We start from the raw sequence: 26,408 nt of genomic DNA on the forward strand, positions 1-26,408 counted from the left end.
TGCGGCAGGCTGCCCTGCGCTCATTGCTCGACGGCGACCTTCTGCGCCAGACCCTGGTACAGCGCCGTCTCCGTCTGGTAAAAGTCCCGCATGTCCGCCACCGAGTTCTGCGCCACCAGCTCCATACCCGTGGAAACAACATACTCGCGAAACGCGGCATCTTCCATGGCCTGGACGATCGCGCGGTTCAGGCTGGCAACGGTCGCGTCCGGCGTCTTGGCCGGCACCAGAAAGGCGATCCACGTGCCGTACACGAAATCCCGCAACTTTTCGCTGGATGCGGACAAGGGCGGCACTTGGGGCAGCCTGGGACTAGGTGCGGCGCCGGTCGTTGCGTAGGCCCGTATGCGGCCGGACTCGATCAGGTCCAGCGTCGACCCGCCCAGCGGCAGGAAGCTCAGTTCTATCTGACCGCCCATCAGGTCCTGCGTGACGGGCGGAACGCCCCGGTAGACGACGTGGTTGAGCTTGAACTGGCTTTGCCGCGCCCATTGCTCGCCCAATAGGTGGATCATCGAGCCCGGACCGATATGTCCGAAGTTCAGTCCCTTGTCTCCCTGGGCCTGCGCCAGTTGGGTCAGTTCGCCCAGGTTCTTGGCCGCGACCGCGTTGCCGCCGGTCAGGATGTAGGGCAGCCGCGCCACCACCGCCACCGCGCGCAGGTTCTCCGCCCGGTACTTCACATGCTGCATCGTGGCCGGGGTCAGGATGGGTTCGGTCTGGGACGCGATCAACAGCATGCGTCCGTCCGCTGGCGCATTCAGCACCCGTTGCGTGCCGATGGAACCGCCCGCCCCGGGTTGGTTCTCGACGATGATGGTCCTGCCCAGCGCGGCCTGCAGCAGCGGCTGCAGCTTGCGCGCCACGCCGTCGGTGGGATTGCCCACCGGCTGCGGAACGACGATGGAGACGGGCGGCGCGTCGGCCTGGGCTTGCGCGTTCGCGCACGCCAGGATGCCGATCAGGAACTGCAGACTCGCGGCCACGCCGCTACGCAGTGCTTTCATTGCAGGCCTTTCTGGTTGGACTCGTTGGAAAGCCAAAGCTGCCGGGGATCTGGAATCCCCGCCACGGCATCACTCAAGTTGCAGGCGCGACACCATGGGGCCGAACTGGACGAACTGACTTTTCAGCAAAGCGCTCATCTGCTCGGGACTGGAACCGCTGGCCTCGGCGCCCAGTTCGGCAAGGCGCTGGCGGATGGCGGGCTGCTGAACGGCCTTGGACACCGCCTGGCCGATACGCGCCACGACGGCGTCGGGCGTCTGCGCCGGGGCGAGCAAGCCGTTCCAGCCCTCGGTATCGATGCCGGTAAAACCCAGTTCGCTGACAGTGGGCGTGTCCGGCAGGGACGGCGAGCGTTGCGGCGAGGTGACCGCCAGCGCGGTCAAGGATCCGGCCCGGATGTCGCTCAGCGACGAAGACAATTGGTCGCCGCCCATCTGGATGCGGCCCGCCAGCATTTCGCCCTTCAAGGGCGCAGCACCCTTGAAGGGCACGTGCGTCATCGACGCGCCCGTCTGTTCCTGGAACCACATGCCGAACACGTGGATGTACGAACCGGGTCCCGTGGAGCCGTAGGCGTAGTGGGTCGAAGGATTCTTTTTGAGCAGTTCCGCGAATTCCTTCAGGTTGCGGGCCGGCACCGAAGGCGTGGAAGTGATGACCAGCGGCACGTTGGCCACCACGCTCACGCTGCGCAGGTCGGCCAAGGGATCGAAGTTCAGCCGCTTCGCGCCCTGCGCCACCAGGGCGGCCAACGGATAGGAGATGTTGGCCATCAATACGGTATAGCCGTCGGGCGCCGCCTTGGCGACGGCATCGGCGCCCAGCAGCCCGCCCACGCCCGGACGGTTCTCGACCACCACCGGCTGCCCCAGCTCTTGCGACATGGGCGTTGCGATCAGCCGCGCGATCAGGTCGGTGGTTCCTCCGGCGGCAAACGGCACCACGATCTTCACCGGCCGCGCCGGCCAATCCGCCGCGCTGGCCACGCCCAGGCTGGACGCCAGGCCTGCGGCCAGCAACAGCCTGGCCCAACGACGCCGGGCGGGATTGCTCACGGACGACTTCACAAAAGCAGTTGCGATTCGCATGTCTGGAGTTCCAAGAGTAGATCGTGGCCGTGCGCCCCGGCGCGCGGATGGCGCCGGGGCCGCTGGATGCGTGGTGAGAAACCTAGGCGGACGGCGCCTCGTCGCGGATGCGGTTGCGCAGCGTACCGATGCGCTCGATGTCCACCTCTACCGTGTCGCCGTCCTTCATGTAGAGCTTGGGCGTGCGCCCGAAGCCCACGCCGGCGGGGGTGCCGGAGAAAATGATGTCGCCGGCCTGCAAGGTAATGGCCTCGCTGACGGTCGAGATCACGGTAGCCACATCGAACAGCATGTCGCTGGTGTTGGACGATTGCATGGTTTCGCCATTGAGGCGGGTCTCGATCCGCAACCCGCTACCGCCCGCCGGCAGTTCGTCAGCCGTGACCACGTATGGCCCCCAGGTGCCCGTGCCGTCGAAGTTCTTGCCCACGGTCCACTGCGGCGACTTGAACTGGTATTCGCGCACCGAGATTTCGTTGCCCACGGCGTAGCCGAACACGTGGTCCAGCGCCTGTTCCTTGGCGATCCGGCGTCCGCCCTTGCCCAGCACCACGACCATTTCGCCCTCGTAGTCCAGCGTATCGCTGATGGCCGGACGCTCCACCACCGCGTCATGCGCGCCCAGGCTGGTCGACACGCGCAGGAACAGCGTCGGGTAATCGGGCTGGTCGTACGGGCTTTCCTTGGTGTGGTCGGCATAGTTCAGGCCGACGCACAGGATCTTGGGAGGTTCGATCGACGGCGACAGAAAGGTCGCGGCAGCCGGATCGATGAACTGCGTGGCCGCGGCTGCCATGCGCTCCAGATCGGCCAGCGTCTTGCCCTGGCGCAGCAGCGTACCCAGATCGACGCCTGGAGCGGACAGCAGCGCCAGGCGGCCCTGCACGAGTGCGGCGGCGCGAGGCGCGCCGTCGATTTGTAGGGTGGCCAGTTTCACGTGATCTCCTGATGGATTAGGGTTGAACGAAGAATATGTAATTCATAAAAATATATATATTCTGGTTTTCCCTGGATAACTTGAGCTTCATAGATAAAAACCTTATCGTTTCGCATGACCTCCGTTTCCACACCTTTCCGGACTGCGGCATCGGCCCTGGCCAATGACATCCGCGCAGACATCATCACGGGCAGCCTGCCCCCGGGGGCACGCCTGCGCATCAAGGATCTCTGCGAACGCTACGACAGCGGCGCAATCCCGCTGCGAGAGGCGCTTTCGCGCCTGGCCACCAGCGGATTCGTGGTCGCGGAAGACCAGCGCGGCTTCCGCGTGGCGGACGTGTCGGCGGAAGAACTGCTGGACATCACCGAAACCCGGATCCACATCGAATGCGAAGCGCTGCGCCGCGCTATCGCGCTCGGCAGTCTGGACTGGGAAGAGCGGCTGGCCGGCGCGCACTACCGCCTGAGCCGCCTGCCCCTGCACGCTGCGGACGGCTCCGGCTTGTCGGCTGAATGGGAACAAGCGCATTCCGCTTTCCATTCGGCGCTGATCAGCGGCAGCGATTCAAAGTCGCTCATCGCCATCGCCGAGCTGCTGCGTGACCAGACCGCGCGCTACCGCTACCTGTCGGTGCAGCTGAATTCCGGGACCAAAGCCGCCTCCGGCTCGAAAAAGGGCAAGGAACGCAACGTCGCCGACGAACACCGCAAGCTGCTGGAAGCCGCGCTTGCCCGCGACGCCGATACCGCCGCCAAATTGCTGGCCCAGCACCTGCGCCAGACCACGCAGCTGGTGCTGGCCCAAATTCCCAGCCATTAGAAATCTCCCCGCCTAGCGCCGGGCTGTCGGTCTTCCCAGGGAGCCGCCTCGCTACTCACGTCAAAATCACAACCTACCAAAAGTAAGTTACTATCGGTAGGTTAATTATTTTGATGGAGTGTGGACGCCATGCATGCGCTAATCGTTGTTGCACATCCCGATCCCGCGTCGCTGACCCACGCGGTGGCGCGACAGGTCGCTGAAGGAATTTCCGCTGCCGATGCCGGGCATACGTTCGAAGTCGCAGACCTGGCCGCCGAAGGTTTTGACCCTAGGTTCACCCAGCCGGACGTCGCGCTGGCCATGGGCAAGGGGGAGCCCCTGCCGGAAGTCGCCGCGGAACATGCGCGGCTTGAACGCGCCGATGCTCTGGTGCTGGTCTACCCCGTGTACTGGTGGTCCTTCCCGGGCTTGCTCAAGGGCTGGATCGACCGGGTGTTCACCCAAGGCTGGGCCTACGAAGATGCGGACGGCAAGCTGGTCAAGAAGCTGCAACGCCTCAACGTGCATCTGGTCGCTCTGGGCGGCGCCAACCAGCGCACCTATGCGCGGCACGGCTACTTCGGCGCCATGAAGACGCAGATCGACCACGGCATCTTCGGCTACTGCGGCGCCAACGTCGCCACCTCGGAATTGCTGCTGCCCTCCGACGCGGGCTTTCCCGCCGCCCATCTCGACGCCGCCCGGACGATAGGCCAGAAGATTTTCTCCTCGCGTGCTGTAATCCACGAGGAGGAAGTCCAACAATCATGACCGCAAAGATGCCAAGCCCCGCCAGAGCCAACCCGCAGCGCCGCCTGTCGCGCGACGATCGCCAACGCCAGTTGCTGGACGTCGCCTGGAAGCTGATCAGCGACGAAGGCACGGACGCCCTGACCCTGGGACGGCTGGCCACGGAAGCCGGCATCACCAAGCCCGTGGCCTATGACCACTTCGGCACGCGCAACGGGCTGCTGGTGGCGCTGTACCAGGACTTCGACGTCCGCCAGACCGCGCTCATCGACGCCGCGATCGCCGCCAGCAAGCCGGCCTTGAAGGAAAAGGCCCGGGTCATCGCAGCGGGCTACATCGAATGCGTCATGACGCAGGGCCGCGAGATTCCCGGCGTGCTGGCCGCGCTGGGCGGCTCCCCGGAACTGACAACAGTAAAGCATCAATACCAGCAGGCCTTCATCAAGAAATGCCAATCCATACTTGCGCCTTACGCCGGACCCACGGGAATATCGCCGGCCAGCATGTGGGCGATGCTGGGCGCGGCTGACGGCCTGGCGCACGCGGCCGTGGCTCAGGACATCAGCGTGGATCAGGCGCGCGACGAGTTGATGGATACCATCATGGCGATGGTCAAACGCAGCAAGTGAATCAGCGCAGCGGCATCGCCACCGGACGCAGCGGCGCCGCATCGCCGCCGCGGATCTTCAGCGGCCCGCCGATGAAGGCGAATTCATAGACCTGGTCGCGCGACAGCTCGTCCAGCGCCGCCAGCTCGATGATGGGCACGCCCTTCTGCGCCAGCAGATAGGTATGCAACGGCACATAGTCGTCGGACACCTCTGAAGGGAAGGTCTCGAAACTGAGGTTGTCCGCCCCCAGAATCATGGCGCCGCCCTCCTCGACCAGATAACGCGCCGCGTCCAGGCCCATGCCCGGCGGCTTGGCCATGTAGGCCGCCGGATCGTTGTACAGCTTCATGCGGCCAGTGCGGATCAGGACGATGTCGCCTTCGCGCAGCTCGGTCTTCTGGCGCGCCAGCGCGGCTTTCAGGTCCTGCCGGGTAATGCGGTACTGATCGGGAAGCATCTCCACGCCCTTGAGCGCGGCCACGTCGATCAGCACGCCACGCGCCACCAGCGGCGGGAATTTCTCGATGCCCGTGCGCTTCCAGCCGCGGTCGCCCAGATGCTCGTCGGCCCGGAAGCCGTTCCAGATCTTGCCATGGATGCCGAAGTGGTTGAGCGCATCGATATGCGTGCCGGTGTGGCTGTACATCGAGAACGCCGTGCCGGTGTAGCTGCGCATGGCGTTCATGTCGCGGCCCATGCCCATGGGATCGTCGACTTCGGTGCCGCGCGGCGTGTGCGTCATCCAGAACTGGTAGTGCGGATCGCCCGCGTCCTGCCAACTGGGCATGCCCACGTAGTATTCCGTGGCCAGGTCATAGACCTTGCCGCCAGCCACGCGCGACATTACCGCGGCGCGCGATTCGGGCGTGATCAGGTTGAGGCGGCCGATCTCATCGTCCGGTCCCCAGGGGCTGATGCCCACCTCCTGTCCGGAGGCCGGCGCCCGGGCGGGCGCGCCGTGCGCGAGCACGTTGAAGCTGAGGGCGGCGCCCAGCGCCAGGCCGAGCAATTTTTGGGTGTAACGGGTAGTCATGATGCACCTTGTGCGTTTGGCTTCCGTCCCGCGGACGGAAAAATGGAAAGAAGGAAGACGTGGGCGACGCGCCGATACCCGGCGATCAGGCCTCGACCGCGGCGGGCATCAGCGCCCGCAGCCTGTCCCGCAGATCGGCCGTGGACATGGTGTGCAGACGGGCCCGGTGCGGCCCGGCTATCAACGTGGGTATGGAGTCGATGGCCAGCCGCGCGGCGGCGGCGCGATCGGCCTGCACGCGTAGCAGGGCTTCGTCGCCCTGCATGAGGGCGGCGAATTCGGCCCGGTCATGGCCCAGCCCTGCTGCGATGTCCAACAGCACGGCGTGATCGCCGACATTACGGTGCTCGCTCAGGTGGGCATGCTGAATCGCGTCGAACATGTCCCAATGGCCCGCGTTGCCGGCCAGCAGATGCGCGGCCTGGCAAGCCAGCGCGCCGGCCATCCCGCTGGGGTAATCGAATGATTCGGCGCGCATGCCCTCGACGTCGATGCGGGGTTGGTCCTCATGGCGGGCGCAGGCTTCCCAATGGCCCAGGATCACCTGCTTGGCGCGCGGCATCGAGCCGAACACCTGGCACATCTGTTCAGGCGATTCCTGCAGCACGAAGCTGCGCTGGCGCACGGCAATGCCCAATTCGGCCGCGACCTGGCGCAGGCGGGGAGACATGACATAGCACCAGCCGCAAACCACGTCATGGAAGAAGTCCACGGTCAGCGGCGCGGCGGGTGCGTAATTGGAGGTCGAAGTCATGATGGCGTCCATCTCGTTTCAATGGACGCCAGCTTAAGGACGGGCCGGCGCGAGAATAAGGGGTCCGCCGGCAGGACTTTATTCGCTGCGCGTCAACAATCGCCGCGCATGGCCGCCGGCAGATGGTCCGCCATGAAATCCACAAAGGCCTTGACCTTGGGCTGCAAGTGGCGGCTGGTCGGATAGACCGCGTAGACATGGCGAGGCGCGGCGGGCTGTTGGGGTAAAACGCGCACCAGCCTGCCGCTGGCGATGGCGGGCGCGGCCAGGAACGACGGCAAGGCGCCTATGCCCAGCCCCTCTTCCAGCAGGTCCCGCAGCATCAGGCTGTTGTTGACCTGCACCAGCGCGGGTCCGGCCAACGGATCCGCCTGCTGGCCTGCATCCTCGTCCGCAACCGCGCCAGGGCTTTCGGCCAAGGTATAGCTGAGGATGTCATGCCCGCGCAGCGCGTCCACGCTTTCCGGAGTGCCGCGGCTGTCGAGGTAGGACGGCGCCGCGCACAGCACCTGCGTCAGCGACGCCAGCCGGCGCGCAATCAGCGAAGAATCGTCCAGTTGCGCGCGCAGCCGTATGGACACGTCAAAGCCCTGTCCCACCGCATCGACCAGCCGGTCTTCCATCGCCAGGTCCAGGCGCAGTTCCGGATATTGGCGCAGAAAGCGCGCCAGCAGCGGCGTCAGCACGCTCAAGGCAAACGAGACCGGCGCGTTCACGCGCAGCCGCCCCGACACCAGGCGGGACTCGCGCCTGACGGATTTTTCCAGGGCGTCCAGTTCGTCCAGCAGCCGGCAGCATTCGGCGTAATAGGCCGCGCCCGTGTCGGTCAGGCTCATCTTGCGGGTGGTCCGCTGGATGAGCACGGCCCCCAGGTGGGCTTCCAGCGCCCGCAACTGCTTGCTGAGCCCGGCGGACGACATATCCAGCGCCTCGGCCGCCTTGGCCAGGCTGCCCAGTTCGACGATGCGCCGGAAGGCGCGCATGTAGTTGAAGGTGTCCACCTGCGTTCAACCGCCGTCCGGCCGCGCCGCCTCGACCAGGTTGTCGCGCAGCGCGACAACCTGCTCCCTCAACGCCGCGAACTGATCGCCCGTGAGACCGCAAGCATCGCTCAGGTTGATGCTTGCGGTCTTCTCGCGCAAGCGCCGCCCTTCGTCGGTCACGCGCACCCGGACCAGCCGCTCGTCCACCGAGTCGCGCACGCGTTCCAGATAGCCCATGCCTTCGAGCTTCTTGAGTATCGGCGTGAGGGTGTTGGATTCAAGAAAGAGCTTTTCGCCCAGGCTGCCGACCGTCTGATCGTCCTCTTCGAAGAGGGCAATCATCGTCACGTACTGCGTGTAGGTGAGCCCGAGCGCGTCGAGGATGGGGCGGTACACGCGGCCGAACGCCAGGTTGGTCGAATAAACCGCGAAACAGAGGAATTCCGCCAGCTTTCTCTGGGATGGATCGTTTGGGGTCTTGGGCTTCATGTGCACCTCGGTATCTGGTCTGCCTGATGGCGCCACTTTACATCGCATGCGATGCAGTCGTAAACGATTTGATACGAATTTCCTCGCTTCAGCCTCTTGACGCCGGGACTCGCGCTTCTTACCATGCGCTTCAATCGCATTCGATTTAATCGAATCCGATTTAAATTCCAACTGACAAGGAAGTTCCCCATGCCCGCCCGTATCCAGAAAGTCCTTTTGACCGGCAAGACCCATACGACCCTCTCTCGCAACTATGTCTCGCAGGGCGGCGAGGAACGGCTCGATATCCGTCTTTCGACTCCCAACAACCCGGGCCTGGTCCAGGCTTTCGAAGACATCCAGCCGCATCCGACCGCCGAGCAGCTTTTCGCGGGCGCCTGGTCCGCCTGCTACACCAGTGCGCTGGACGTCATTGCCAAACAGATGAAGGTGCAACTGCCGAACGATCGCGCGGTGGACGTGGAAGTGGATCTGGGCATGGCGGGCAGCGCCTACCTGCTCCAAGCCCGCTTCAACGTGTTCCTGCCCGGACTGGACCAGGCGCTGGCCGAGCAGATTGCCCACGCGGCCGATGAAATCTGCCCGTACTCGAAAGCCACGCGGGGCAACATCGATGTGACCCTCAACGTCCATGCGGCCTGAAGGGGAACCGACATGCGCAAGCTCCTGCTCGTACTCATCCTGTTTGCCGGCGGGCTGGCGCATGAGCTGCGCAACCCGCTGAGCTGCCAGACCATCACGGCGCGCAACGACAGCGGCGCGCGCCGGCAAAAGCGCGAGTCCTGACTCTCGCTCCCCTCTCTCCTTGCGTCGCGGTGCCTACCCATGCTGATCATTCTTGTAGCTTTTCTTGGCGGCGTTCTCACCATCGTGAGCCCCTGCATCCTGCCCATCCTGCCCTTCGTGTTCGCACGCGGATCAGGTTCATTCCGGACCCATGCCTTGCCGCTGCTCGCGAGCATGGCCGTCGCATTCGCGGCGGTCGCCAGCCTGGCGGCGTTCGGCGGCGCCTGGGTCGTGACGCTCAATGAGGGCGCGCGCTACGCCGCGATGGCACTGTTGGCGCTCTTCGGACTTGCGCTGCTGCTGCCCGCCGTGGGCGACTGGATGAGCCGGCCGCTGGTTGCGCTGGGCAATCGCCTGGCAGGCGCGGCTCCCGGCTCGCCGCGCGCGGCCGGGCTGCTTTCCATCGGGCTGGGCCTGGGTACCGGCCTGCTATGGGCGCCGTGCGCCGGCCCCATCCTGGGACTGCTGCTTACCAGCGCGGCGCTCAACGGCGCGAACATCCAGACTTCCTTGCTGCTGCTGTCATTCGCCTGCGGCGCGGCGGTGGCGCTGGCCGCGGCGCTCTGGCTCGGACGCGGCATGGCCGCGACGTTGCACCGCTTCCTGCCTGCGGCCCAAGGCCTGCGCAGGGTGGCCGGCGCCGCCGTCATGGCCGCAGTTGCCGTGTCCGCGCTCGGATGGAACCCGGCGCTTCTCTCCAGCGCCTCTGCCTCGGGCGCAGCGCGGCTGGAGCAGCAATTGGTCGAACAGCTACGCCCGAACAATCCGGCCAAGACGTTCGCAGCCGCGAACGGTCCGCTGGCATCCCTGCAGGATGCCAACGGCTGGCTGAATTCCGGACCGTTGGGCGCCGCCGATCTCGATGGCAAGATCGTGCTGGTCGACTTCTGGACCTATTCCTGCATCAACTGCCTGCGCACGCTCCCCTATCTGAAGGCCTGGCACGACAAGTACAAGGATGCCGGGTTGGAAGTGATAGGCGTGCATTCGCCTGAATTCGCATTCGAGAAGAGCGCCTCCAATGTGCGCCGGGCGGTCGCGGACCTGGGCATTCAGTACCCCGTCGCCCTGGACAACGGGTTCCGGATTTGGCGAGCGTTCCGCAATCAGTCCTGGCCCGCCTTCTATCTGCTCGATGGCCAGGGCCGCGTGCGGTACACGGTCGCGGGCGAGCACGATTACCAGCAGACGGAACGCATGATCCAGCGCCTGCTTGCGGAAGCGGGCCGGACGCTGCCCGACGCCGATGCCGCCCGGCCCGCGGCGCGCGGCGTGGAAGCGCCGCCGCAGTGGTCGACGCTGCGTTCGGGCGAAAGCTACCTGGGCTATGGCAAGGCCACGAGCTACGCGCCGGGCGGCACGCCGATCAGGCAGCATAAGGACGCGGTCTACCAGCCCGCGGGCGAACTGGGCGCCAACCAATGGACGCTGGCCGGATCATGGCGGCTGGAGCCCGAACTTGCGGTGGCCACAGGCGCCAACGGCCGCGTCATCCAGCGCTTTCATGCGCGCGACCTGCACATGGTGCTGGGCCCTGCGGCGGACGGCCGGCCGGTGCGATTCCGCGTCACGCTGGACGGCCGGCCGCCGCTGGCGGATCACGGGGCCGACATCAATGAGCAGGGAGAGGGCGTCATCGAGGGGCACAAGCTTTATCAGCTCGTGCGGCAACAGACGCCGGACCGCGACCGCGTCTTCCAGATCGAGTTCCTGGAGCCCGGCGTTGAAGCCTACGCCTTTACTTTCGGCTGATGGCGATCTGGGGTTGCTTCGGAACGCCCTGCAGCAGCCCCTTGAACGTGTCCAGGAACGCCTGGGCGCGCGCGGAGACCACGCGCGTCTGAGAGAGCGCATACAGGGTCGTGGGAGGCAGTTCCCACTCCGGCAACACACGCTCCAGCGTGCGCCGCGTCCCCCTGTGGTCCAGCAGCAGATCACACGGCATCCATGCGATGCCCGCGCCTGCCATCGCCAGCTGCACATTGAGCAAGGCGCTCTCGGTCACCACCGTCGATGAAACCGGAATGCGGCAACTCTCGCCGTTTCGGCGCAGTTCCCAGTCCGTCTCGGTCGCGACCACAAGCAACTCATGGTTGTGCAAATCCGCCGGGTCCCTGGGGCGCCCCGCGGCGTTCAGGTAGGCGCGCGATGCGATCAGGACGCGCCTGAGCTCCAGCACCGGACGCTGGATAAGCAAAGAATCGCGCTGAGGACCGCCCCGGATCGACAATTCAAAAGGCATCGGATTGTGCCCCGTTTCCCCTCCCCCCACCACGATGTCGAGCCTGACCTTCGGATAATCCCGGCGCATCGCCGCGACCAGGATAGGCAGCAATGCAGTGAGACTGGAAGGAATCGAAACGCGCAGCGTTCCTTCGGGTCGGCCGACATACGATTGAATGACCTCGTGCGCATTGAGCGCGGCCTCGACGTGGCCGACGCATTCCTCGAAGTAGCGGACACCGGCCGTCGTGGTGGACACCTTGCGCGTCGTGCGTACCAATAGCTGAGCGCCCAGCTGGCTCTCCAGTATCGACAGCCGCCTGGACACCGTGGAAACAGGCATGTCCAGCATCGCAGCGGCGGATGTGAATCCGCCGTGCTTGACCACTTCCACGAAGATGAGAATGTCCTGCAGGGATATTCCGCGATTTTCCATGAGCGTCCTCGGCGGCCCTTGATTCGAACAGCCCGACGCGCTTCCCCGGTTCGATCCCGCCTGCCTTGCGCCGCAGCTCTTTGCAGCTGCTGTCATGCTGCGGGGCGAGTGAGCCAATTCTGGAAGCGCGTCGGTCCGATGTGCGCATGCGCGCCCGCGACCAGCGAACGGTCGTCCAGCTCGCTGCCGTAGTAGCGCGCATGCACGTCGGCAACAACGGTGCGGGCATCGCCGCGCGCGGCCAGGAACTTGCGGCCCAGCTCGTCAAGTGGAAAGCGGTCCGGCCCTCCCACTTCGACCGTGCCATTGACCGGAGTCGCGACGGCCAGGTCGGCCAGCACCGCCGATACGTCGTCGGCCGCGATGGGCTGGATCAGGGCGGGAGACAGCCGGATCATGCCATTTTGCGCACCCGCGCTCACGATGCCCTCTACGAACTGGAAGAACTGGGTTGCGCGCAGGATGGTGTAGGGAATCTTCGATTCCCGGATCAGCTTTTCCTGGGCCACCTTGGCGCGCATGTAGCCGCTGTCCGGCAATCGCTCAGCGCCGACCACGGATAGCGCCAGGTAATGTTCCACGCCAGCCCGGGTTGCCGCCGCCAACAGATTGCGCCCAGCGGTTTCGAAGAACGCCATCACTGCCTGATCCTCGAACGACGGAGAATTGGACACGTCCAGCACTGCCTGCGCCCCGGCCAGGGCCTCGGCCAATCCCGCGCCGGTCAAGGTGTCCACGCCCGTCCTGGGCGATGCCGCAACGGTTTCATGACCGTTTGCGCGCAGCCGTTGCACCACATTCGACCCGATCAGGCCGGTACCGCCGATAACCACGATTTTCATGTTCCGCTCCTTGCTTGATTGCCGTCCCGTCGCACATCCCGACCGGGTGCTTGCAGTATGCTTAGCACCCGGGCGGAAGGCTTTGCGGCCGCCTTGTTTTTCCCTTGGATTTGGCTTGCGCATTCGTCCAGCCGACTGACCTGAAGCCAGGCGCACAAGAACGGCACAAGGAGTACGGAATGCAATTCTCTTTTGACAACTGCGTGCTGGACCTGGACCGGCGCGAGCTGCTGCGCGCGTCCAGCGCCGTTGCCACGGCGCCCAAGGTTTTCGACGTACTCGCGTACCTGATGGAGCACCGCGACCGCGTCGTCAGCCGCGACGACCTGGTCAACGCCGTGTGGCAAGGCCGGATCGTGTCGGAGTCGACCTTGGCCACCCACATCAACGCGGTGCGCAAGGCTGTGGGCGACGACGGGCAACAACAGCGCGTGATTCGGACCGTCGCCCGCAAGGGCTTTCGCTTCGTCGCGGCAGTGACAAGCGAACAAGCGCCGCAGGCCGCAAGCCTTCCGACGGCTTCCGCCTCCGCGAGCCAGCCGGTAATGCACGCCACGCCTGCTGAAGTTTCCGTTTCCGCGCCGGCGGTTCTCGCCAAGCCCTCCATCGCCGTGCTGCCGTTCGTCAATCTCAGCGGCGACCCGGAACAGGACTATCTGTCGGACGGCGTGATCGAGGACATCATCTCGGCCTTGTCCCAATACCGCTGGCTTTTCGTCGTCGCCAGGAACTCGAGCTTCGCGTACAAGGGGCACGGCGTGGACGCCAAACAGGTGGGCCGCGAACTGGGGGTGCGCTATGTGCTGGAAGGCAGCTGGCGCAAGTCGGCAAACCGCGTGCGCACCTCGGCGCAACTGATCGACGCGACCACGGGAATACTGCACTGGGCGGGCCGCTTCGAGGGCGTGCTGGGGGACATCTTCGAACTGCAGGACCAGATCACCGAAAGCGTGGTGGGCGCCATCGCGCCGCAGCTGGAGCGGGCCGAGATCGACCGCGCCCAGCGCAAGCCTACCGGCAACCTGGACGCCTACGACTACTATCTGCGCGGCATGACCAAACTGCACCAGGGCACCCGCGAATCCGTCGACCAGGCGCTGCAACTCTTCCATACCGCTATCGCGACCGATCCGGATTACGCGTCGGCGTATGCAATGGCGGCGTGGTGCCACTGCTGGCGCAGGGTCAACAACTGGATGACGGATGTCGGGAAGGAGACCGCGGAGGGTATACGCCTGGGTCGCAAGGCCGTCGACCTGGGGCCGGACGACGCGGTTGCGCTGACTCGGGGCGGCCACGCGCTGGGCCAGCTGGGCGGGGACACCTCGGGCGCCATCGCGCTGCTCGACAAGGCGCTCAGCCTCAATCCGAATCTGGCCGCGGCGTGGTTCCTGGGTGCGTTCCTCAGGCTTTGGCGGGGAGAAGTCGAGGACGCCGTGGAGTTCTTGAAGCATGCGATGCGGCTCAGTCCCCGTGACCCGGAGCTCTACCGCATGCAGGCAGGCATGGCCACCGCGCATCTCTTCCTGAAGGATTTTGACGCGGCGGCGTCATGGGCGGAGAAGGCCTACCAGAACCTGCCGAGCTTCCAGATGGCGGTCGCGATAGGCGCGGCCAGCCACGCGTTGGCCGGACGGACGACGGACGCGCAACGCGGGCTGCAGAACCTGCGGCAGCTCAATCCCAGCCTGCGTCTGTCCACGCTTGCGGAATGGGTGCCCATCTGCGCGCCGCAGCATCTCGCAACGTTGACGGAAGGCCTGCGCGCGGCGGGCCTGCCGCAATAGCGGCGGCCGTCCCCCTCGATTCCATCAGTCATCGACCAGGATTTCTGGCGTGACCGACATGCCCACCTTCAGATTGGCGGCTGCAGGCTGATCCGCATTGATGCGAATCCGCACCGGCAGCCGCTGGACGATCTTGGTGAAGTTGCCGGTGGCATTGTGCGGCGCGACTGCGGAATAGCTCACGCCGCTGGCGGGCCCCAGGCTTTCCACCGTTCCCGCCAGCACCTCGCCCGCCAGCGCATCGACCTCGATAGCCACCGCCTGGCCCGGCCGCACGCGCGCCAGCTGCGTTTCCCGGAAGTTTGCCGACACATAGACAGCGTCCAGCGGGACTATCGCGAGCAAAGGCTTGCCGACAGTGACGAAGGCGCCGACACGCACCGATTTCTGCCCCACGGTGCCGTCCACGGGCGCGGTGATGCGGGTGTACGACAACTTGAGTTCCTCCGCGGCCTGCACCGCCTGCGCCTGGGCGAAGGCGGCGCGGGCCTTTTCCAGGTCCGCCTGCAGGACATCCACCTGCTGGCGGGCAGCCAGCAGGCTGGCCTGGGCCTTTTCCAGGCTGGCCTGTTGAACGCTGGCCTGCATTTCGGCTTGCTGGCGCGCCTGGACGGTTCCCGAGCCGTCCGTCGCCAGGTTCCGATAGCGCGTCTGGTTGGCACGGGCCAGCTTCAGCGCGGCCTCGTCCACCGCCACCGCCGCCTGCGCCTGGCGGATGGAGGACTCCTGCTGGACCAGCCGGGCTTGCAGGCCGGCGACGCTGGCCTGGGCGCTGGCCGCCTGGGCCCGGGCGGCATTGGCGGCGGCGACGAAATCACGGTCGTCCACGGTGGCGAGCAGTTGCCCCTGCCTGACGGGCTGGTTGTCCTCGACCAGCACCTTGTCGATCCGGCCCGCGACCTGCGGCGCCACCATCGTGAAATCCGCGTGCACGTAGGCGTCGTCGGTGGACTGGGTGGATGCCCGGGATTCGGAACGGTTGAGATACAGGCCGCCGCCGATCAGCAGCATGAGCAGCAGCGCCGTGGTCGTGATCTTTGCTTTCTTCGGTAATGCCATGATGGACTATCCCTGAATGGAAGATGGAACTGTGGAAGGACGCGAGACCGGGCGCAAATCGGGAGGGGGGATGTAGTTCAGCCTCAACACGATGGGAATCAGCAGCAACGCCAGGACACCCAATACGCGGTAGGCATCGGCGATCGACAGCACCAGCGACTGCTGGCTGACGATGCGCATGAGCTGCCCGGGTTCCAGGCTGTCCGGGACGTAGTTGCCGACCAGCGCCGCCTGGCCCAGCAGCATTTCCGCATGGAAGCGGCCGCGCACGGTCAACAGCTGCCCGACCACGGCAGCGCCCAGCACCGAGCCCAGCGCGCGCAGCGTATTGATTGCCCCCGAGACATAAGGCCCTTCGTGCGGTTGCACCACGCTGGTGATCAGGAACAGCATGGACACCACGGCCATGGGCTGCCCCATGGCTTGCAATGCCTGTGCCAGCACGAACTGCTCGCGGTTCCACGTGACCGTCAACTGCGCGCCTGCCAGGCAGGCGAACGCGATCAGGACCAGCCCCGCCGAAAACACCATCCGCGCATCCACCCATTTCCGATACAGCAGCAACGCCACCGCAAAGCCCAGGACCAACTGCGGCAGCGCCACGATCAGCCCGATGGATGCCATTTGCGCGGGTCTGTAGTCCTGGATCGGCGCCAGATAACCGGCCGGCAGCAATGAGCCGGACAACAGCACCACCAGCAGGAAAACGAACAGCGTGAAGCCCAACACCAGATTCCGGCGACCCAGAACCTGCAGCTTGATGAACGGCATGGGGTGGTACCACTCCGTCAGCAGATAGACGACCAAAAGAATCACGCCCGCTGCCAGCGCAAATGTGACCAGGGGCGAGTTGAACCAGTCCAGCCGGACGCCCTGGTCCAGCGCGACGGCGATCAATCCGAACGCCGGCACGCCGCAAGCCATGCCGAACCAATTGGCCTGACGAAAGCGCCCTGCGTCCACAGGCTCGCGGTGCAGCCCCCAGCCGACCAGCGCCGCGGCGATCACGGCCAGAGGGATGATCTGCCAATACACCCAACGCCAGTCGAAGAGCGCGTCGGTCCACAGGCCGGCCAGCCAGATGGAGAGATTGGGGGCAAAAGTGGCGGTCATCGCATACAACGCCAGGCCGTACAGCCTGGTGGGCGGCGGCAGGAACTTCAGCGCCGCCATCATCAACAGGGGAATCGTGGTGCCGCTGGCGAGACCCTGCAGGAATCGCAGGGCCAGCAGCAGATGCAGGTCCTGGACAGCAGGCAGGACCAAGGCCAGCGTCGTGCACGTGCCCAGCATCCAGAGTTCGAAGCGGCGCACCGACAGCGTGATGGCGAACCACGCCGCGAACGGCATGGCAATCAGTTCTCCCGCACTGTATGCCGTCGTGAGCCAGGAACCCCCGTCAAAGCCGGCGCCCAGCGCGCCGCGCAAGTCCGCCAGCGCCAATACGCCGACACGGTTGTTCAAGCCAGCCATCATGGCCGCGAGAAAGATGCCCAGAAGTCCGGCCATGGCGCGCATCGAAGGCTTGGGCTGACCGTGCGCCGCTTGAGCGGATGGCGTAGCGCTCATGGCGTGGCCTGCTCTTGCGAATTCCAGCCGCCGCCCAGCGACTTGTACAGATTGACCACCGTAAGCGTGCCGTCGGTGGCGCTGGCGTTCAGACGGGTCTGGCTGGCAAGCAGGTTGCGCTGCGCGGTGAGCACGGTGAGATAGTCGGACGCCCCCTGTTCATAGCCGCGCTCGGCGGCCCGCAGCGCCTGCTGGTTCTGCTCATACGACACCAGCAGTTCATCGTGTTCGCGTTGCTGCTCGGCCCAGGCATCCAGTGCATTGTCCACCTCATGCCAGGCCTGCAGGACCGTCTGCCTGTAGGCCAGCGCCGCCGCCTTCTGCCGCGCTTCGTTGAGCGCCAGGCGCTGCACCAGCCTGCCGCCCTGGAAAATGGGCAGGTAGACCGTCGGGCCGATCGAGAAAAAACGGGAGTCCCAGCTGGCCAGGTCGCTGCCATCGAACGCTTCCACTCCAAGTTGGCCGACCAGGGCGATGCGCGGATAGAAGTCGGCCTTGGCCACTCCTATCGCCGCCGTGGCGGCATGGAGCCGGGCCTCGGCGCGCTGGATGTCAGGCCGCCTGTGCGCCAGCTGCGAAGACACGCCGACTGGCACGCTGGCGGGCAAGGTGGGCAGCGGCATCGTGCCGCGCAACGTTTCGTCCAATGCGCGCGGCCGCTCACCCAGTAGCAGCGCCAACGCATTCAGCAGCGCGTTGCGGCGCTTGTTCAGCTCAGGCAACAAGGCCCGCACCGTCGCCAGCTGCGCGCGGGCCGTGGCGGTTTCGAAACGGGTGGCCACGCCATTGCGTTCCCGGCTCTGCGTCAAGCCCAGAACCCGCTCGGCGACCGCCAGGTTCTGCCGGGCGATGTCGAGCTGGGCCTGGGTGCCGCGCAGTTGCAGGTATGCGCGGGCCACCTCGGCCGCCAACGCCACCTTTGCGGCCTCGCGGTCGTACACGGTGGCTTCCAGGGAAGCCTCGGCGCCTTCGCGCAGGCGCCGGGCGCGGCCCCACAGGTCTATCTCCCACCTGGCGTTGAACCCCAGCCGCCAGAAGTCGTCGGGGGTGCTGGACGCGCCCAACGCGACGAACTTGCCGTTCTCGCTGAGCGCTTCGCGCGCATAACTGGCGCCCGCGTCCAAGCCGGGCAAGAGTTCCGACGAGGCGATCCCCAACTGCGCCCGGCTTTGTTCGATGCGCGCGGCGGCCATCTGCAGATCGAGGTTGCCGGCGGCGGCCTGGGCCTGAAGCCGGGCAAGCACGGGATCTTCGAACAGCAGCCACCATTGCACCGGCACCTCGGCGTCGGACAGCCGCGCGTGGCCGGCAGGCTCCTGCCTCGGCGCGAGATCCACCTCGGCCAGTCCATCGGCCGGCCGGACGAAGTCGGGCCCGACCGCGCAGCCCGCCAGCATCGCGGCGCACAACGCCGCGCTGGCGCAACGCCATAGCGGCGAACGGATCGGTGTCAACATCACGGCAGTTCCTTGTAGGTGAGCAACGCATTCGTCGGGACAAGCGACGAGGCCAGTATGCTCAGCCCCTTACGGGAACGCTTCGCGTACACCTTGGATTTCCATTGAGTTTGGCTTGGGGATTCGTCCAATCCACCCGTAATCCTGGACAACCGCTGTCAGCCCGAAGTTGTGTCTTTTCATTTCGGTTTTGGCTAGAGAACGGAACAAAGATCCGCTATGTCTCAGCAACGGCCCAAACCGGCTTGAGCTGGCGCCGAAAATTCGCGCCTGGGACAGCAACCGAAGAAGTTAGAAATAATGCGAAATAAATTGCACTGCCCCCTCCGCTAAGGTCGAGCTAGCCATTGACTTGGAGGAGAGCGAGCATGAAGGCCATCGGTTCTGCTGCGATTCTGTCCGCGACTATCGGCTTATCCCTGCCCGCCGCGGCCCCCGCTCAGGTCTACCAGAACGGGACCGCGACGGCGACTTTCAATGTTTCCCTGACGGTGCAGGCAAACTGCACGATTGCGGCCGATCCGCTGGTGTTTCCCTCTACCGGCCTCTTGAGCGCCGCGGTGAATCAGGAAACTACAGTCAGGGTCACCTGCACCAACACCACGCCCTACAACGTAGGCCTGGACGCCGGCACGGCGGCGGGCTCGACGATCGCGAATCGCCTGCTCGTGGGCACCGCGCCAGGCAACACCACCACCAGCGTGGGTTATCAGCTCTACCAGAATGCAGGCCGCACGACGATCTGGGGCAACACGCAAGGCACGGACACGGTGGGCGGCACCGGCACGGGCGCGGCCCAGACGCTGACCGTCTACGGCAGGGTGCCGCCCCAGGCCGCCCCCAAGCCGGATACGTACCAGTCGACGGTCACGGCCACCGTCTACTTCTGACCGCGGATCGACATGACGACGCTTGGGATCGTACGCCAGGCGGCGGGGGCCTGTTTGTTCGGCATGGCGCTGCAAGCGCATGCCGCCAGCCTGCAGATCTCGCCGGTAATCCTGAACCTGGACGGTGCGGAACGCGCCGCCAGCATGACCTTGCGCAACGAAGGCGCCGAACCGATCTATGGCCAGGTCCGCGTGTACGCATGGAGCCAGACCACGACCGAAGACGTGCTGCAGGAGACCTCGGACCTGGTGGCCAGCCCCCCGATGATCCAGATCGCGCCGGGCGGCACGCAAGTCGTGCGCCTCTTGCAGCCCGAGGCCGCCAAGCGGCCCGGCGAAGCGTCGTACCGCCTGATCATCGACGAAATCGCGCCGCCCGATCCTTTGCGCGCAACGGGCGTGCAAGTGCGGCTGCGCTATTCGGTGCCTGTGTTCGTGGGCGCGGCCCCGCAAACTCCCGCGCAGCGGCACCTGACCTGGACCCTGGTGCGCAACGGTCCCGACTGGGCCCTGCGCGTCGACAACAGCGGCACGCACCGCGCGCAGCTCAGCGACGTGGCACTGGTATTCAACGGCCAGCGCCGCAGCCTGCGGGACGGCCTGCTCGGCTACGTCCTGGGCGGCAGCGCGCGCCAGTGGCCCCTGCCCTTCCAGCCCGCCGTGCACGGGGCGGTCACGGTCAACGCGCGGGTGAACAGCGTTCCCGTCCAGGCCGACGTGCAAGCCGATACAGGGAAGTGAAACATTGCACGCGCGCCATGCAGTTGACTCTGATGCTCGCCGCCGCAGCGGTCCATGGCGGTGCGCGCGCGCAATCCGCCCCTGAGACGGCCGTGGGACTGGCGGCCATCGACGTCTATCTGAACGTCAGCATCGGCGGCCAGCCCAGCCATCGGATCGCGCGATTCGAAGACGAGCATGGCCGCCTGTCGGCTCGCGGCGCGGACTTGCGCAGCCTGGGGATCGATACCCATGCCTTGGGAATAGCAGACGATGCACGGATTCCCCTGGAAGAGATCCCCGGCCTGAAGTACCGCTACGACGCGGCCGCGCAAGACGTCGATCTCGACCTGCCGGACCGGTACCGCATCGCGAACCGTATCGATGCGCGGGGCTTGAATCCCGTCGCAGCGGCCACGGCGGATCGCGGCCTGCTCATCAATTACGATCTTTATGCGCGCACCGACCGCGACAATCCGCTGGCGATCTGGAGCGAACAACGCTATTTCGACCAATATGGGGTCTTCAGCAATACAGGCACGGCTTACCTGTATCGCGACCTGCGGCGCTATGTCCGCTTCGACTCCAGCTGGACCCACTCCGACCCCGCCACATTGACGGCCACCCAGGTGGGCGACACGATTTCCGGATCGCTGGCCTGGTCGCGCTCCATACGCATGGGCGGCCTGCAATGGCGGCGCAATTTCTCATTGCGGCCCGACCTGGTCACGTTCCCCATGCCGGACTTCGCCGGCAGCGCCGTGGTGCCGTCCTCCGTCGATGTCTATATCAACAACATCCGCCGCTATTCGGGTGACGTCCCCAGCGGCCCCTTCGTGGTCGACAACGTCGCGGGCATCACGGGTTTCGGGCAGGCAAACGTCATCACGCGCGACGCCCTGGGCCGGCCCGTGTCGCAGTCGGTGCCCATCTACATCGATACGCGGCTGCTGGCGCAAGGCATGTCCAGCTATTCGGTCGAAGCGGGCTTTCTGCGCCGCGCGTATGGCTGGCGCTCGTTCGACTACAAGGACGATCCCGCCCTCAGCGGCACCTGGCAATACGGCGTCTCGAACGCACTGACCGTTGAAGCGCATGGCGAAGCCAGCGCCGGCCTGTACAACGCGGGGGCCGGCATGCTGGCCAAGCTGGGCATGGCGGGCGTCGTCAACGCGTCGCTGGCCGGCAGCCTGGGCAGGAACAGCGGCCTGCAGGTGGGCCTGGGCTATCAGTACGTGGACGAGCGCTACTCCATCGACATACAGAGCCTGCGCGCGATTTCCGACTACGCCGATCTGGCGGCCAACGACGGCATCCCCGTATCGCGCGCCAGCGACAGGGCGACGCTGGCCGTGCCCCTGGGCGGCGGGCAGACCGTATCGCTGAGCTATATCGGCCAACGCTATCCGGGCGTCGACGCCGCCCACATCGGTTCAGTGGCCTACACCACGCGGCTGGGCAACCGCGCCACGTTGAGCGTGAGCGCCTACCAGGACTTCAACGACAGCGACAGCCGCGGCGCGTTCCTCAGCCTGGGCATCACCCTGGGCGAAACCTCGTTCAATGCCATGGCCGGACGCCAGGACGGCGGCTCATACACCAACGCCAGCGCAATCCGCAGCCCCGATTACGGCGGCGGATTCGGCTGGGGCGTGCAGGCCGGCACCTACGAGGCGGGCCGCTACGAGCAAGGCTGGGGCCGCTACCTGGGACGCTACGGCGAGATCACGCTGGGCGCGCAGCGCTACGACGGACGCACCACGGGAGAGCTCGACGTGAATGGCGCCTTCGTGTTCATGGATGGCGCGGCGCAAGCGTCCCGGCGCATCGACGACGGCTTCGCGCTGGTCTCCACCGGCGAACCCGGCCTGCCCATCCTGCATCAGAACCGGGTCATCGGCCATACGGGCTCGAACGGCCGCCTGGTGGTGCCGGACCTGAACAGCTACCAGACCAACACGCTGGAACTCGACGGCATGGACCTGCCACCCAACGCGCAGGTGTCGGCCTATGCGCTCGACGTCGTGCCCCAGTCCCGATCCGGCGTGCTGGCGGAGTTCGGCATCACCCACGAGGCCGCGGCCACCGTCGATCTCGTGGACGGCAACGGCAAGCCGCTGCCGGTGGGCGCGCGGGTCGTGCACAGGGAGAGCGGGTCCGAGGGCGTGGTGGGCTACGGCAGCCAGACCTTCGTGCGCAACCTGGGCAAGCGCAATCATCTGGACGTCCAAGGTCCGGATCTTGCCTGCACGGCGCGGTTCGACTTCCAGGCCCCCGCCGACGGCAGCCTGCCGCGCCTGGGGCCGGTGGCATGCGTGGAGGCCCGGCCATGAAAACACTGATGGCCGCATTGCTGCTGGCGGCCCTGTGGCTGGGCGGGAACGGCGCGCATGCGCAAACTTGCACCGTGTCCATGACACCCATCACGTTTCCGAACTTCAATCCGGTGCTCGGCGCATCGGTAACGCAGACCGGCACGCTGACGGCGACCTGCACCTGGGGCCTGCTTACCCCGGGATATGCCCGCGTGTGCGTGAATCTGGGCATCGGCGGCGGATCGACCGTGCAAGACCCGCGGCAGATGGCCAATGGCGTCAATCGCCTGCAATACCGGCTATCGCCGAACTCCTCCATGAGCCCGCTGTGGGGCTCGGCCGCCAACGGATCCACGCCCGTCATCATCGACCTCACCCAGCCCCTGCTGGGCAGCCAGGCCACCGTCAACCAGCCCATTACCGGACAGATCCTGTCAGGCCAATACACGGTACCCACAACCAACAACGCCACGACCGCGTACTCGGAAACTTTCACCGGCGTGGCAACCTTCGACTACGGATTCTCCATCCTGGTCCGGCCCGCCTGCTCGTCGCTGACCACTCGCGGCAGCTATAACTTCACGGTTCGCGCCAACGTGACCAACAACTGCACCATTTCCGCCTCCCCGTTGAATTTCGGGTCGATGGCTGACTTTCGCTCGGCGCGCCTGGCCAATACGACGCTGGCGGTGCGCTGCACGAACAACGACGCCTACCGAATACGCCTGAATGGCGGCCAGAACGGCACCGTAAGCCAGCGCTACCTGCGAGACGCCACCGGCACGCGGCTGGTAAGGTATGACCTGCACACGTCGGCGGACCGCACGATCCCCTGGGGCGACGGCACCGCGGGCACCGCCTTCGTCACCGGCACGGGAACCGGCAACATCCAGCAGGTGCAAGTCTATGGACGGGTGCCCGCGCAGACGGCGCCACCCCCCGGGCAATACAGCGACGTGGTGACCGCGACCATCGAATTCTGAGGGTCAGAACACCACTGTCCAGTATTGGTCGCCCCCCGCGCGCTGCGCATGCCAGGGCGTTCCCTGGGAACATCGCACCGCGGGACGAGCCGGTCCCTGGCTGACCGTGCAGAGGCTGGGAACCGTGAAGCGCACGAGCATCGGCGCAAGCGGCGCGGACTTTGCCTGCTGGGCCGCCAGCCCGATGCTGCCTGCAAGCAAGAGTCCCAACGCCGGGAAGACAAATTTGGAGGTCATGAAAAAGCTCCAGACCAGAGTTGAGCCATCTGCACTAACGGCGACGCGCCGGATTTCTTAAGCGCGGCACGACTTCGCCCCCAATTTTTTGCCCAGATCGCACAGGAGATTCACTAGTGGTTAGATCCGCAACGACAGCATCGGTTCATTTCCCGCCTGCCGTCCTGGCAGCCCCATTGCGGCGGCGCCGACGGCCCAGGCCCTGGCTGGCGGCCCTGCTGCTGGCGACAATGCTGTGTTGCCTTGCCCTTTCCTGGCAAGCCCAGGCCGCGGGGCTGCTACAGCCGCAAGCCGCGGCGGCGTCTTCCTCGGCGCTGACTCCGGCGGCCCTGGCGGACTTGCTGGAGAATCCCGAAGCGCGCAAGGCGCTGGTGGATGAGTTGCGCGCGCAGGCCACCGGCGCAAAGCCTGCCGCTTCCCGTCCCGCAGGCGCGGCCCCTGCGTCCGCGCAGCCCGCCGAACCCGGGTTGCAGGAACGCATGGCCGACAACGTCCAGCGCTTCCTGACCGGCCTTGCGACCGACATGGGCCAGGGCGTGGAAGACATGCGCGCACTGGCCTCGGGCAGCAGCCTGCGCATGGACGGCGACGCCGCGGGCCATGCCCTGAAGCCTCTCGCCCTGGCCGCGGCCGCCACCATCCTCGCCTTCATCCTGCTACGGATGATCGCCATGTACGTCTACGGACGCATCGACCGCTGGGTCGCCGAACAGCGCCACACTCCCGAAGCGCCGCCCAAACGCGGCGCGCCTGCCTCCATGCGGGTGCTGTACCGGCGCGCCGGAGCCATCGTGGGCGCGCTGGCCATCGATGCCGGCGTGGTGGTGCTTGCCGCCATGGCAGGCGGCGCCGCAGCCCTTTGGAGCACGCCTGGCCGCGGCACGCTGGACACGCTGGCCGCGGTATTCCTGCGCGCCTTCGTCTCGGTGGAAATCGTCAAGGTGCTGGTCCGCACGGTGTTCGCCGTCAAGCATCCGCACCTGCGCCTCTTGCCCATGACGGATGACAACGCCAGGTACTGGAATGCGTGGCTGCTGCGCATCGCCACCGCGGCCGGCTACGGCACGCTGCTGATCGATCCCGTGGTCTCGGCCTCGCTGTCGCCCGCGCTGGGGCGGCTGGCCAACCTGCTGATCATGCTGGCCGTGTACGTGTATGCGGTGCGCGTCATCTGGCGCAACCGCCAGACCGTGCGCGGGCACCTCGACCGGCGCGCCGCCAGCGCGACGACGTTCATGGGCTCGCGGCTGCACATTCTGGCGCGCGTGTGGCATGTGCTGGGCATAGGCTACTTCACCATCCTGCTGGTCGTCAGCCAGGTAGACCCGACCAACGCCCTGCCCTTCATGGCCCGCGCCACCGCGCAGACCCTGCTGGTCATCGGCGTGGGCAGCCTGCTGATCCTGCTGCTGAACACCGTGCTGGCCAAACCCATCAGACTGCCGGACGACCTGCGCAAGCGCCTGCCGCTGCTGGAGGCGCGCGTCAACGCCTATGTGCCCGCCACCTTGAAGCTGGTCGGCCTGATCATTCGCATCGTGCTGGTGCTGCTGGTCCTGGACGCGTGGCGCGCTTTCGACCTGTCGCGCTGGCTGGCCTCGGATGCCGGCGGCGCCGCCATCCGGATGACGGTGAACATCGTCATCGTGCTGCTGATCGCGGCGCTGGCCTGGACCGTGATCGCCAGCATCATCGAGCATCGCCTCAGCCAGAGCGAAGGTCGCGGCATGCCCAGCGCGCGCGAGCGCACCCTGCTGGCGCTGTTCCGCAACGCGGCGCTGATCGTCATCGTGACGATGACGTTGATGGTGCTGCTGTCGCAGATCGGCATCGACGTCGGACCGCTGATCGCCGGCGCCGGCGTGGTCGGCCTGGCCATCGGTTTCGGCGCGCAGAAGCTGGTCCAGGACATCATCACGGGCGTCTTCATCCAGCTTGAAAACGGCATGAACGAGAACGACGTGGTGCAGGTCGCGGGCGTATTCGGCACGGTGGAGAAGATGACGATACGCTCGGTGGGCATCCGCACGCTGGACGGGGGCTACCATCTGGTGCCATTCTCGTCCGTGGACGTCGTCGCCAACCACATGCGGGACTTCTCGTACCACCTGGGCGAATACACCATCGCGCATCGCGAGAGCGTGGACGACGCCATCGTGCATCTGCGCGCGGCCTTCGCCGAGCTGATGACCGACACGGTGCTTGGGCCCGAGATCCTGGAAGACATCACGGTCGCCGGGGTCACCGCGGTCAACGAGAAGGGCGTGACCATCCGGATCCTGATCAAGACCACGCCGGGCATGCAGTGGGCCGTGCAGCGCGGCTACAACCGCCTGCTGAAGAAGCACTTCGACGCCGCCGGCATCGAACTGCCCTACCCGCACACCGTGGTGTACTTCGGCCAGGACAAGCGGGGCTATGCGCCGCCGGCGAATGTCTTCGTGCAAGCCGAGCGGCCCGACGAAGGCGAGGACGCCCGCGCCGCCGGCCACACCCGGCGCCCGCTGGAACCCGCGCCGCGTGGCGAGGACTCGGCCGAGGTGCTGGGCAACGAGCTGGAGGCGCGCGAGGAAGGCGAAGCGCCGCGCACGTAGCCATACGCCAAGAGCATCCATGGGCCCGGCCAGGCAAGGAGCGTCCGCCCCTT

The 26,408-nt window shown here is 66.1% G+C and carries 25 protein-coding genes; 12 read left to right on the forward strand and 13 right to left on the reverse strand.

What is annotated here, in order from left to right:
- Positions 1-20 precede the first annotated feature (20 nt).
- The 3 genes from IB259_RS13635 to IB259_RS13645 form a co-directional block, all read right to left on the reverse strand.
- The gene (locus tag IB259_RS13635) at positions 21-1,007 is read right to left on the reverse strand and encodes a tripartite tricarboxylate transporter substrate binding protein (protein WP_082400792.1); all 987 of its coding nucleotides are present in this window, start codon (positions 1,005-1,007) and stop codon (positions 21-23) included.
- Positions 1,008-1,076: 69 nt separating this feature from the next.
- Entirely contained in the window at positions 1,077-2,096 is a 1,020-nt protein-coding gene (locus IB259_RS13640; protein WP_119451885.1) for a tripartite tricarboxylate transporter substrate binding protein, read from the reverse strand.
- Between the two features lie 82 nt (positions 2,097-2,178).
- On the reverse strand, positions 2,179-3,033 hold the full coding sequence (locus IB259_RS13645; protein WP_054451848.1) for a fumarylacetoacetate hydrolase family protein: 855 nt from the start codon (positions 3,031-3,033) through the stop codon (positions 2,179-2,181).
- A 114-nt stretch (positions 3,034-3,147) separates the two neighbouring features.
- Between IB259_RS13645 and IB259_RS13650 the strand changes: the two genes are divergently transcribed.
- The 3 genes from IB259_RS13650 to IB259_RS13660 all read left to right on the forward strand — a co-directional run bounded on the left by IB259_RS13650 (position 3,148) and on the right by IB259_RS13660 (position 5,216).
- On the forward strand, positions 3,148-3,855 hold the full coding sequence (locus IB259_RS13650; protein WP_192329295.1) for a GntR family transcriptional regulator: 708 nt from the start codon (positions 3,148-3,150) through the stop codon (positions 3,853-3,855).
- 129 nt (positions 3,856-3,984) lie between these two features.
- On the forward strand, positions 3,985-4,608 hold the full coding sequence (locus tag IB259_RS13655) for an NAD(P)H-dependent oxidoreductase (RefSeq protein ID WP_119451884.1): 624 nt from the start codon (positions 3,985-3,987) through the stop codon (positions 4,606-4,608).
- A complete protein-coding gene (locus IB259_RS13660) occupies positions 4,605-5,216 on the forward strand; it encodes a TetR/AcrR family transcriptional regulator (protein WP_192329297.1) in 612 nt (203 codons plus the stop codon). The genes IB259_RS13655 and IB259_RS13660 overlap by 4 nt, the downstream gene beginning before the upstream one ends.
- A 1-nt stretch (position 5,217) precedes the next feature.
- On the opposite strand, the gene IB259_RS13665 is transcribed toward IB259_RS13660, so the two are convergent.
- The 4 genes from IB259_RS13665 to IB259_RS13680 all read right to left on the reverse strand — a co-directional run bounded on the left by IB259_RS13665 (position 5,218) and on the right by IB259_RS13680 (position 8,457).
- Positions 5,218-6,231 (reverse strand): cyclase family protein, encoded by a 1,014-nt coding sequence (locus tag IB259_RS13665; protein ID WP_192329299.1) that lies wholly within the window; start codon positions 6,229-6,231, stop codon positions 5,218-5,220.
- A gap of 85 nt (positions 6,232-6,316) precedes the next feature.
- Complete coding sequence (locus IB259_RS13670) at positions 6,317-6,997, reverse strand: DsbA family protein (protein WP_225596852.1); 681 nt, start codon at positions 6,995-6,997, stop codon at positions 6,317-6,319.
- An 80-nt stretch (positions 6,998-7,077) separates the two neighbouring features.
- Positions 7,078-7,986: a LysR family transcriptional regulator gene (locus IB259_RS13675; protein WP_054451853.1), complete on the reverse strand. Its 909-nt coding sequence runs from the start codon at positions 7,984-7,986 to the stop codon at positions 7,078-7,080.
- A gap of 6 nt (positions 7,987-7,992) precedes the next feature.
- Positions 7,993-8,457, reverse strand: a complete 465-nt coding sequence (locus tag IB259_RS13680; protein ID WP_054451854.1) for a MarR family winged helix-turn-helix transcriptional regulator — start codon at positions 8,455-8,457, stop codon at positions 7,993-7,995.
- A gap of 189 nt (positions 8,458-8,646) precedes the next feature.
- On the opposite strand from IB259_RS13680, the gene IB259_RS13685 reads away from it, so the two are divergent.
- The 3 genes from IB259_RS13685 to IB259_RS13690 are packed head-to-tail and all read left to right on the forward strand — an operon-like array spanning position 8,647 to position 10,995.
- Positions 8,647-9,099 carry an Ohr family peroxiredoxin gene (locus tag IB259_RS13685; RefSeq protein WP_054451855.1) on the forward strand — a complete coding sequence of 151 codons (453 nt, stop codon included), beginning with the start codon at positions 8,647-8,649 and terminating at the stop codon, positions 9,097-9,099.
- 12 nt (positions 9,100-9,111) lie between these two features.
- A complete protein-coding gene (locus tag IB259_RS31095; RefSeq protein ID WP_255423697.1) occupies positions 9,112-9,243 on the forward strand; it encodes a hypothetical protein in 132 nt (43 codons plus the stop codon).
- 39 nt (positions 9,244-9,282) lie between these two features.
- Complete coding sequence (locus IB259_RS13690) at positions 9,283-10,995, forward strand: cytochrome c biogenesis protein CcdA (protein WP_192329303.1); 1,713 nt, start codon at positions 9,283-9,285, stop codon at positions 10,993-10,995.
- On the opposite strand, the gene IB259_RS13695 is transcribed toward IB259_RS13690, so the two are convergent.
- Entirely contained in the window at positions 10,982-11,902 is a 921-nt protein-coding gene (locus tag IB259_RS13695; RefSeq protein ID WP_158598585.1) for a LysR family transcriptional regulator, read from the reverse strand. The two genes, IB259_RS13690 and IB259_RS13695, sit on opposite strands and share 14 nt — an antisense overlap.
- 92 nt (positions 11,903-11,994) lie before the next feature.
- Entirely contained in the window at positions 11,995-12,744 is a 750-nt protein-coding gene (locus IB259_RS13700; protein ID WP_054451858.1) for an SDR family oxidoreductase, read from the reverse strand.
- Positions 12,745-12,923: 179 nt separating this feature from the next.
- Between IB259_RS13700 and IB259_RS13705 the strand changes: the two genes are divergently transcribed.
- The gene (locus IB259_RS13705) at positions 12,924-14,531 is read left to right on the forward strand and encodes a winged helix-turn-helix domain-containing tetratricopeptide repeat protein (RefSeq protein ID WP_192329305.1); all 1,608 of its coding nucleotides are present in this window, start codon (positions 12,924-12,926) and stop codon (positions 14,529-14,531) included.
- Positions 14,532-14,555: 24 nt separating this feature from the next.
- Here the strand turns inward: IB259_RS13705 and IB259_RS13710 are convergent, their stop codons facing one another.
- The 3 genes from IB259_RS13710 to IB259_RS13720 are packed head-to-tail and all read right to left on the reverse strand — an operon-like array spanning position 14,556 to position 18,616.
- Positions 14,556-15,590: an HlyD family secretion protein gene (locus IB259_RS13710; RefSeq protein ID WP_054451860.1), complete on the reverse strand. Its 1,035-nt coding sequence runs from the start codon at positions 15,588-15,590 to the stop codon at positions 14,556-14,558.
- Positions 15,591-15,596: 6 nt separating this feature from the next.
- Entirely contained in the window at positions 15,597-17,159 is a 1,563-nt protein-coding gene (locus IB259_RS13715) for an MFS transporter (RefSeq protein WP_225596853.1), read from the reverse strand.
- Entirely contained in the window at positions 17,156-18,616 is a 1,461-nt protein-coding gene (locus IB259_RS13720; RefSeq protein WP_192329307.1) for an efflux transporter outer membrane subunit, read from the reverse strand. The genes IB259_RS13715 and IB259_RS13720 overlap by 4 nt, the downstream gene beginning before the upstream one ends.
- A gap of 368 nt (positions 18,617-18,984) precedes the next feature.
- Between IB259_RS13720 and IB259_RS13725 the strand changes: the two genes are divergently transcribed.
- The 4 genes from IB259_RS13725 to IB259_RS13740 are packed head-to-tail and all read left to right on the forward strand — an operon-like array spanning position 18,985 to position 23,524.
- Positions 18,985-19,506, forward strand: a complete 522-nt coding sequence (locus IB259_RS13725) for a spore coat U domain-containing protein (protein ID WP_054451863.1) — start codon at positions 18,985-18,987, stop codon at positions 19,504-19,506.
- Positions 19,507-19,518: 12 nt separating this feature from the next.
- Positions 19,519-20,247, forward strand: coding sequence for a molecular chaperone (locus IB259_RS13730; RefSeq protein ID WP_192329309.1), 729 nt, complete (start codon positions 19,519-19,521; stop codon positions 20,245-20,247).
- Positions 20,248-20,279: 32 nt separating this feature from the next.
- Positions 20,280-22,559: a fimbria/pilus outer membrane usher protein gene (locus tag IB259_RS13735; RefSeq protein WP_119451913.1), complete on the forward strand. Its 2,280-nt coding sequence runs from the start codon at positions 20,280-20,282 to the stop codon at positions 22,557-22,559.
- Positions 22,556-23,524: a spore coat U domain-containing protein gene (locus IB259_RS13740; protein WP_181953314.1), complete on the forward strand. Its 969-nt coding sequence runs from the start codon at positions 22,556-22,558 to the stop codon at positions 23,522-23,524. The genes IB259_RS13735 and IB259_RS13740 overlap by 4 nt, the downstream gene beginning before the upstream one ends.
- 3 nt (positions 23,525-23,527) lie before the next feature.
- On the opposite strand, the gene IB259_RS13745 is transcribed toward IB259_RS13740, so the two are convergent.
- Complete coding sequence (locus tag IB259_RS13745) at positions 23,528-23,761, reverse strand: hypothetical protein (protein WP_119451874.1); 234 nt, start codon at positions 23,759-23,761, stop codon at positions 23,528-23,530.
- Positions 23,762-23,991: 230 nt separating this feature from the next.
- Here IB259_RS13745 and IB259_RS13750 point away from each other — a divergent pair, with 230 nt between their 5' ends.
- Complete coding sequence (locus IB259_RS13750; protein ID WP_054451867.1) at positions 23,992-26,355, forward strand: mechanosensitive ion channel domain-containing protein; 2,364 nt, start codon at positions 23,992-23,994, stop codon at positions 26,353-26,355.
- The last annotated feature ends 53 nt before the right edge of the window (positions 26,356-26,408 follow it).

The sequence above is a fragment of the Achromobacter sp. ACM04 genome, from assembly GCF_014851465.1.
Classification (GTDB): Bacteria; Pseudomonadota; Gammaproteobacteria; order Burkholderiales; family Burkholderiaceae_B; genus Achromobacter; species Achromobacter aegrifaciens.

What these genes read in the sequence shown, in the direction of transcription:
- IB259_RS13635 (WP_082400792.1), bottom strand. Translation starts at nt 1,007, where the DNA reads ATGAAAGCACTGCGTAGCGGCGTGGCCGCGAGTCTGCAGTTCCTGATC.
- IB259_RS13640 (WP_119451885.1), bottom strand. Translation starts at nt 2,096, where the DNA reads ATGCGAATCGCAACTGCTTTTGTGAAGTCGTCCGTGAGCAATCCCGCC.
- IB259_RS13650 (WP_192329295.1), top strand. Translation starts at nt 3,148, where the DNA reads ATGACCTCCGTTTCCACACCTTTCCGGACTGCGGCATCGGCCCTGGCC.
- IB259_RS13655 (WP_119451884.1), top strand. Translation starts at nt 3,985, where the DNA reads ATGCATGCGCTAATCGTTGTTGCACATCCCGATCCCGCGTCGCTGACC.
- IB259_RS13660 (WP_192329297.1), top strand. Translation starts at nt 4,605, where the DNA reads ATGACCGCAAAGATGCCAAGCCCCGCCAGAGCCAACCCGCAGCGCCGC.
- IB259_RS13665 (WP_192329299.1), bottom strand. Translation starts at nt 6,231, where the DNA reads ATGACTACCCGTTACACCCAAAAATTGCTCGGCCTGGCGCTGGGCGCC.
- IB259_RS13670 (WP_225596852.1), bottom strand. Translation starts at nt 6,997, where the DNA reads ATGGACGCCATCATGACTTCGACCTCCAATTACGCACCCGCCGCGCCG.
- IB259_RS13680 (WP_054451854.1), bottom strand. Translation starts at nt 8,457, where the DNA reads ATGAAGCCCAAGACCCCAAACGATCCATCCCAGAGAAAGCTGGCGGAA.
- IB259_RS13685 (WP_054451855.1), top strand. Translation starts at nt 8,647, where the DNA reads ATGCCCGCCCGTATCCAGAAAGTCCTTTTGACCGGCAAGACCCATACG.
- IB259_RS31095 (WP_255423697.1), top strand. Translation starts at nt 9,112, where the DNA reads ATGCGCAAGCTCCTGCTCGTACTCATCCTGTTTGCCGGCGGGCTGGCG.
- IB259_RS13690 (WP_192329303.1), top strand. Translation starts at nt 9,283, where the DNA reads ATGCTGATCATTCTTGTAGCTTTTCTTGGCGGCGTTCTCACCATCGTG.
- IB259_RS13695 (WP_158598585.1), bottom strand. Translation starts at nt 11,902, where the DNA reads ATGGAAAATCGCGGAATATCCCTGCAGGACATTCTCATCTTCGTGGAA.
- IB259_RS13700 (WP_054451858.1), bottom strand. Translation starts at nt 12,744, where the DNA reads ATGAAAATCGTGGTTATCGGCGGTACCGGCCTGATCGGGTCGAATGTG.
- IB259_RS13705 (WP_192329305.1), top strand. Translation starts at nt 12,924, where the DNA reads ATGCAATTCTCTTTTGACAACTGCGTGCTGGACCTGGACCGGCGCGAG.
- IB259_RS13710 (WP_054451860.1), bottom strand. Translation starts at nt 15,590, where the DNA reads ATGGCATTACCGAAGAAAGCAAAGATCACGACCACGGCGCTGCTGCTC.
- IB259_RS13715 (WP_225596853.1), bottom strand. Translation starts at nt 17,159, where the DNA reads ATGAGCGCTACGCCATCCGCTCAAGCGGCGCACGGTCAGCCCAAGCCT.
- IB259_RS13720 (WP_192329307.1), bottom strand. Translation starts at nt 18,616, where the DNA reads ATGTTGACACCGATCCGTTCGCCGCTATGGCGTTGCGCCAGCGCGGCG.
- IB259_RS13725 (WP_054451863.1), top strand. Translation starts at nt 18,985, where the DNA reads ATGAAGGCCATCGGTTCTGCTGCGATTCTGTCCGCGACTATCGGCTTA.
- IB259_RS13730 (WP_192329309.1), top strand. Translation starts at nt 19,519, where the DNA reads ATGACGACGCTTGGGATCGTACGCCAGGCGGCGGGGGCCTGTTTGTTC.
- IB259_RS13735 (WP_119451913.1), top strand. Translation starts at nt 20,280, where the DNA reads ATGCTCGCCGCCGCAGCGGTCCATGGCGGTGCGCGCGCGCAATCCGCC.
- IB259_RS13740 (WP_181953314.1), top strand. Translation starts at nt 22,556, where the DNA reads ATGAAAACACTGATGGCCGCATTGCTGCTGGCGGCCCTGTGGCTGGGC.
- IB259_RS13745 (WP_119451874.1), bottom strand. Translation starts at nt 23,761, where the DNA reads ATGACCTCCAAATTTGTCTTCCCGGCGTTGGGACTCTTGCTTGCAGGC.
- IB259_RS13750 (WP_054451867.1), top strand. Translation starts at nt 23,992, where the DNA reads ATGCTGTGTTGCCTTGCCCTTTCCTGGCAAGCCCAGGCCGCGGGGCTG.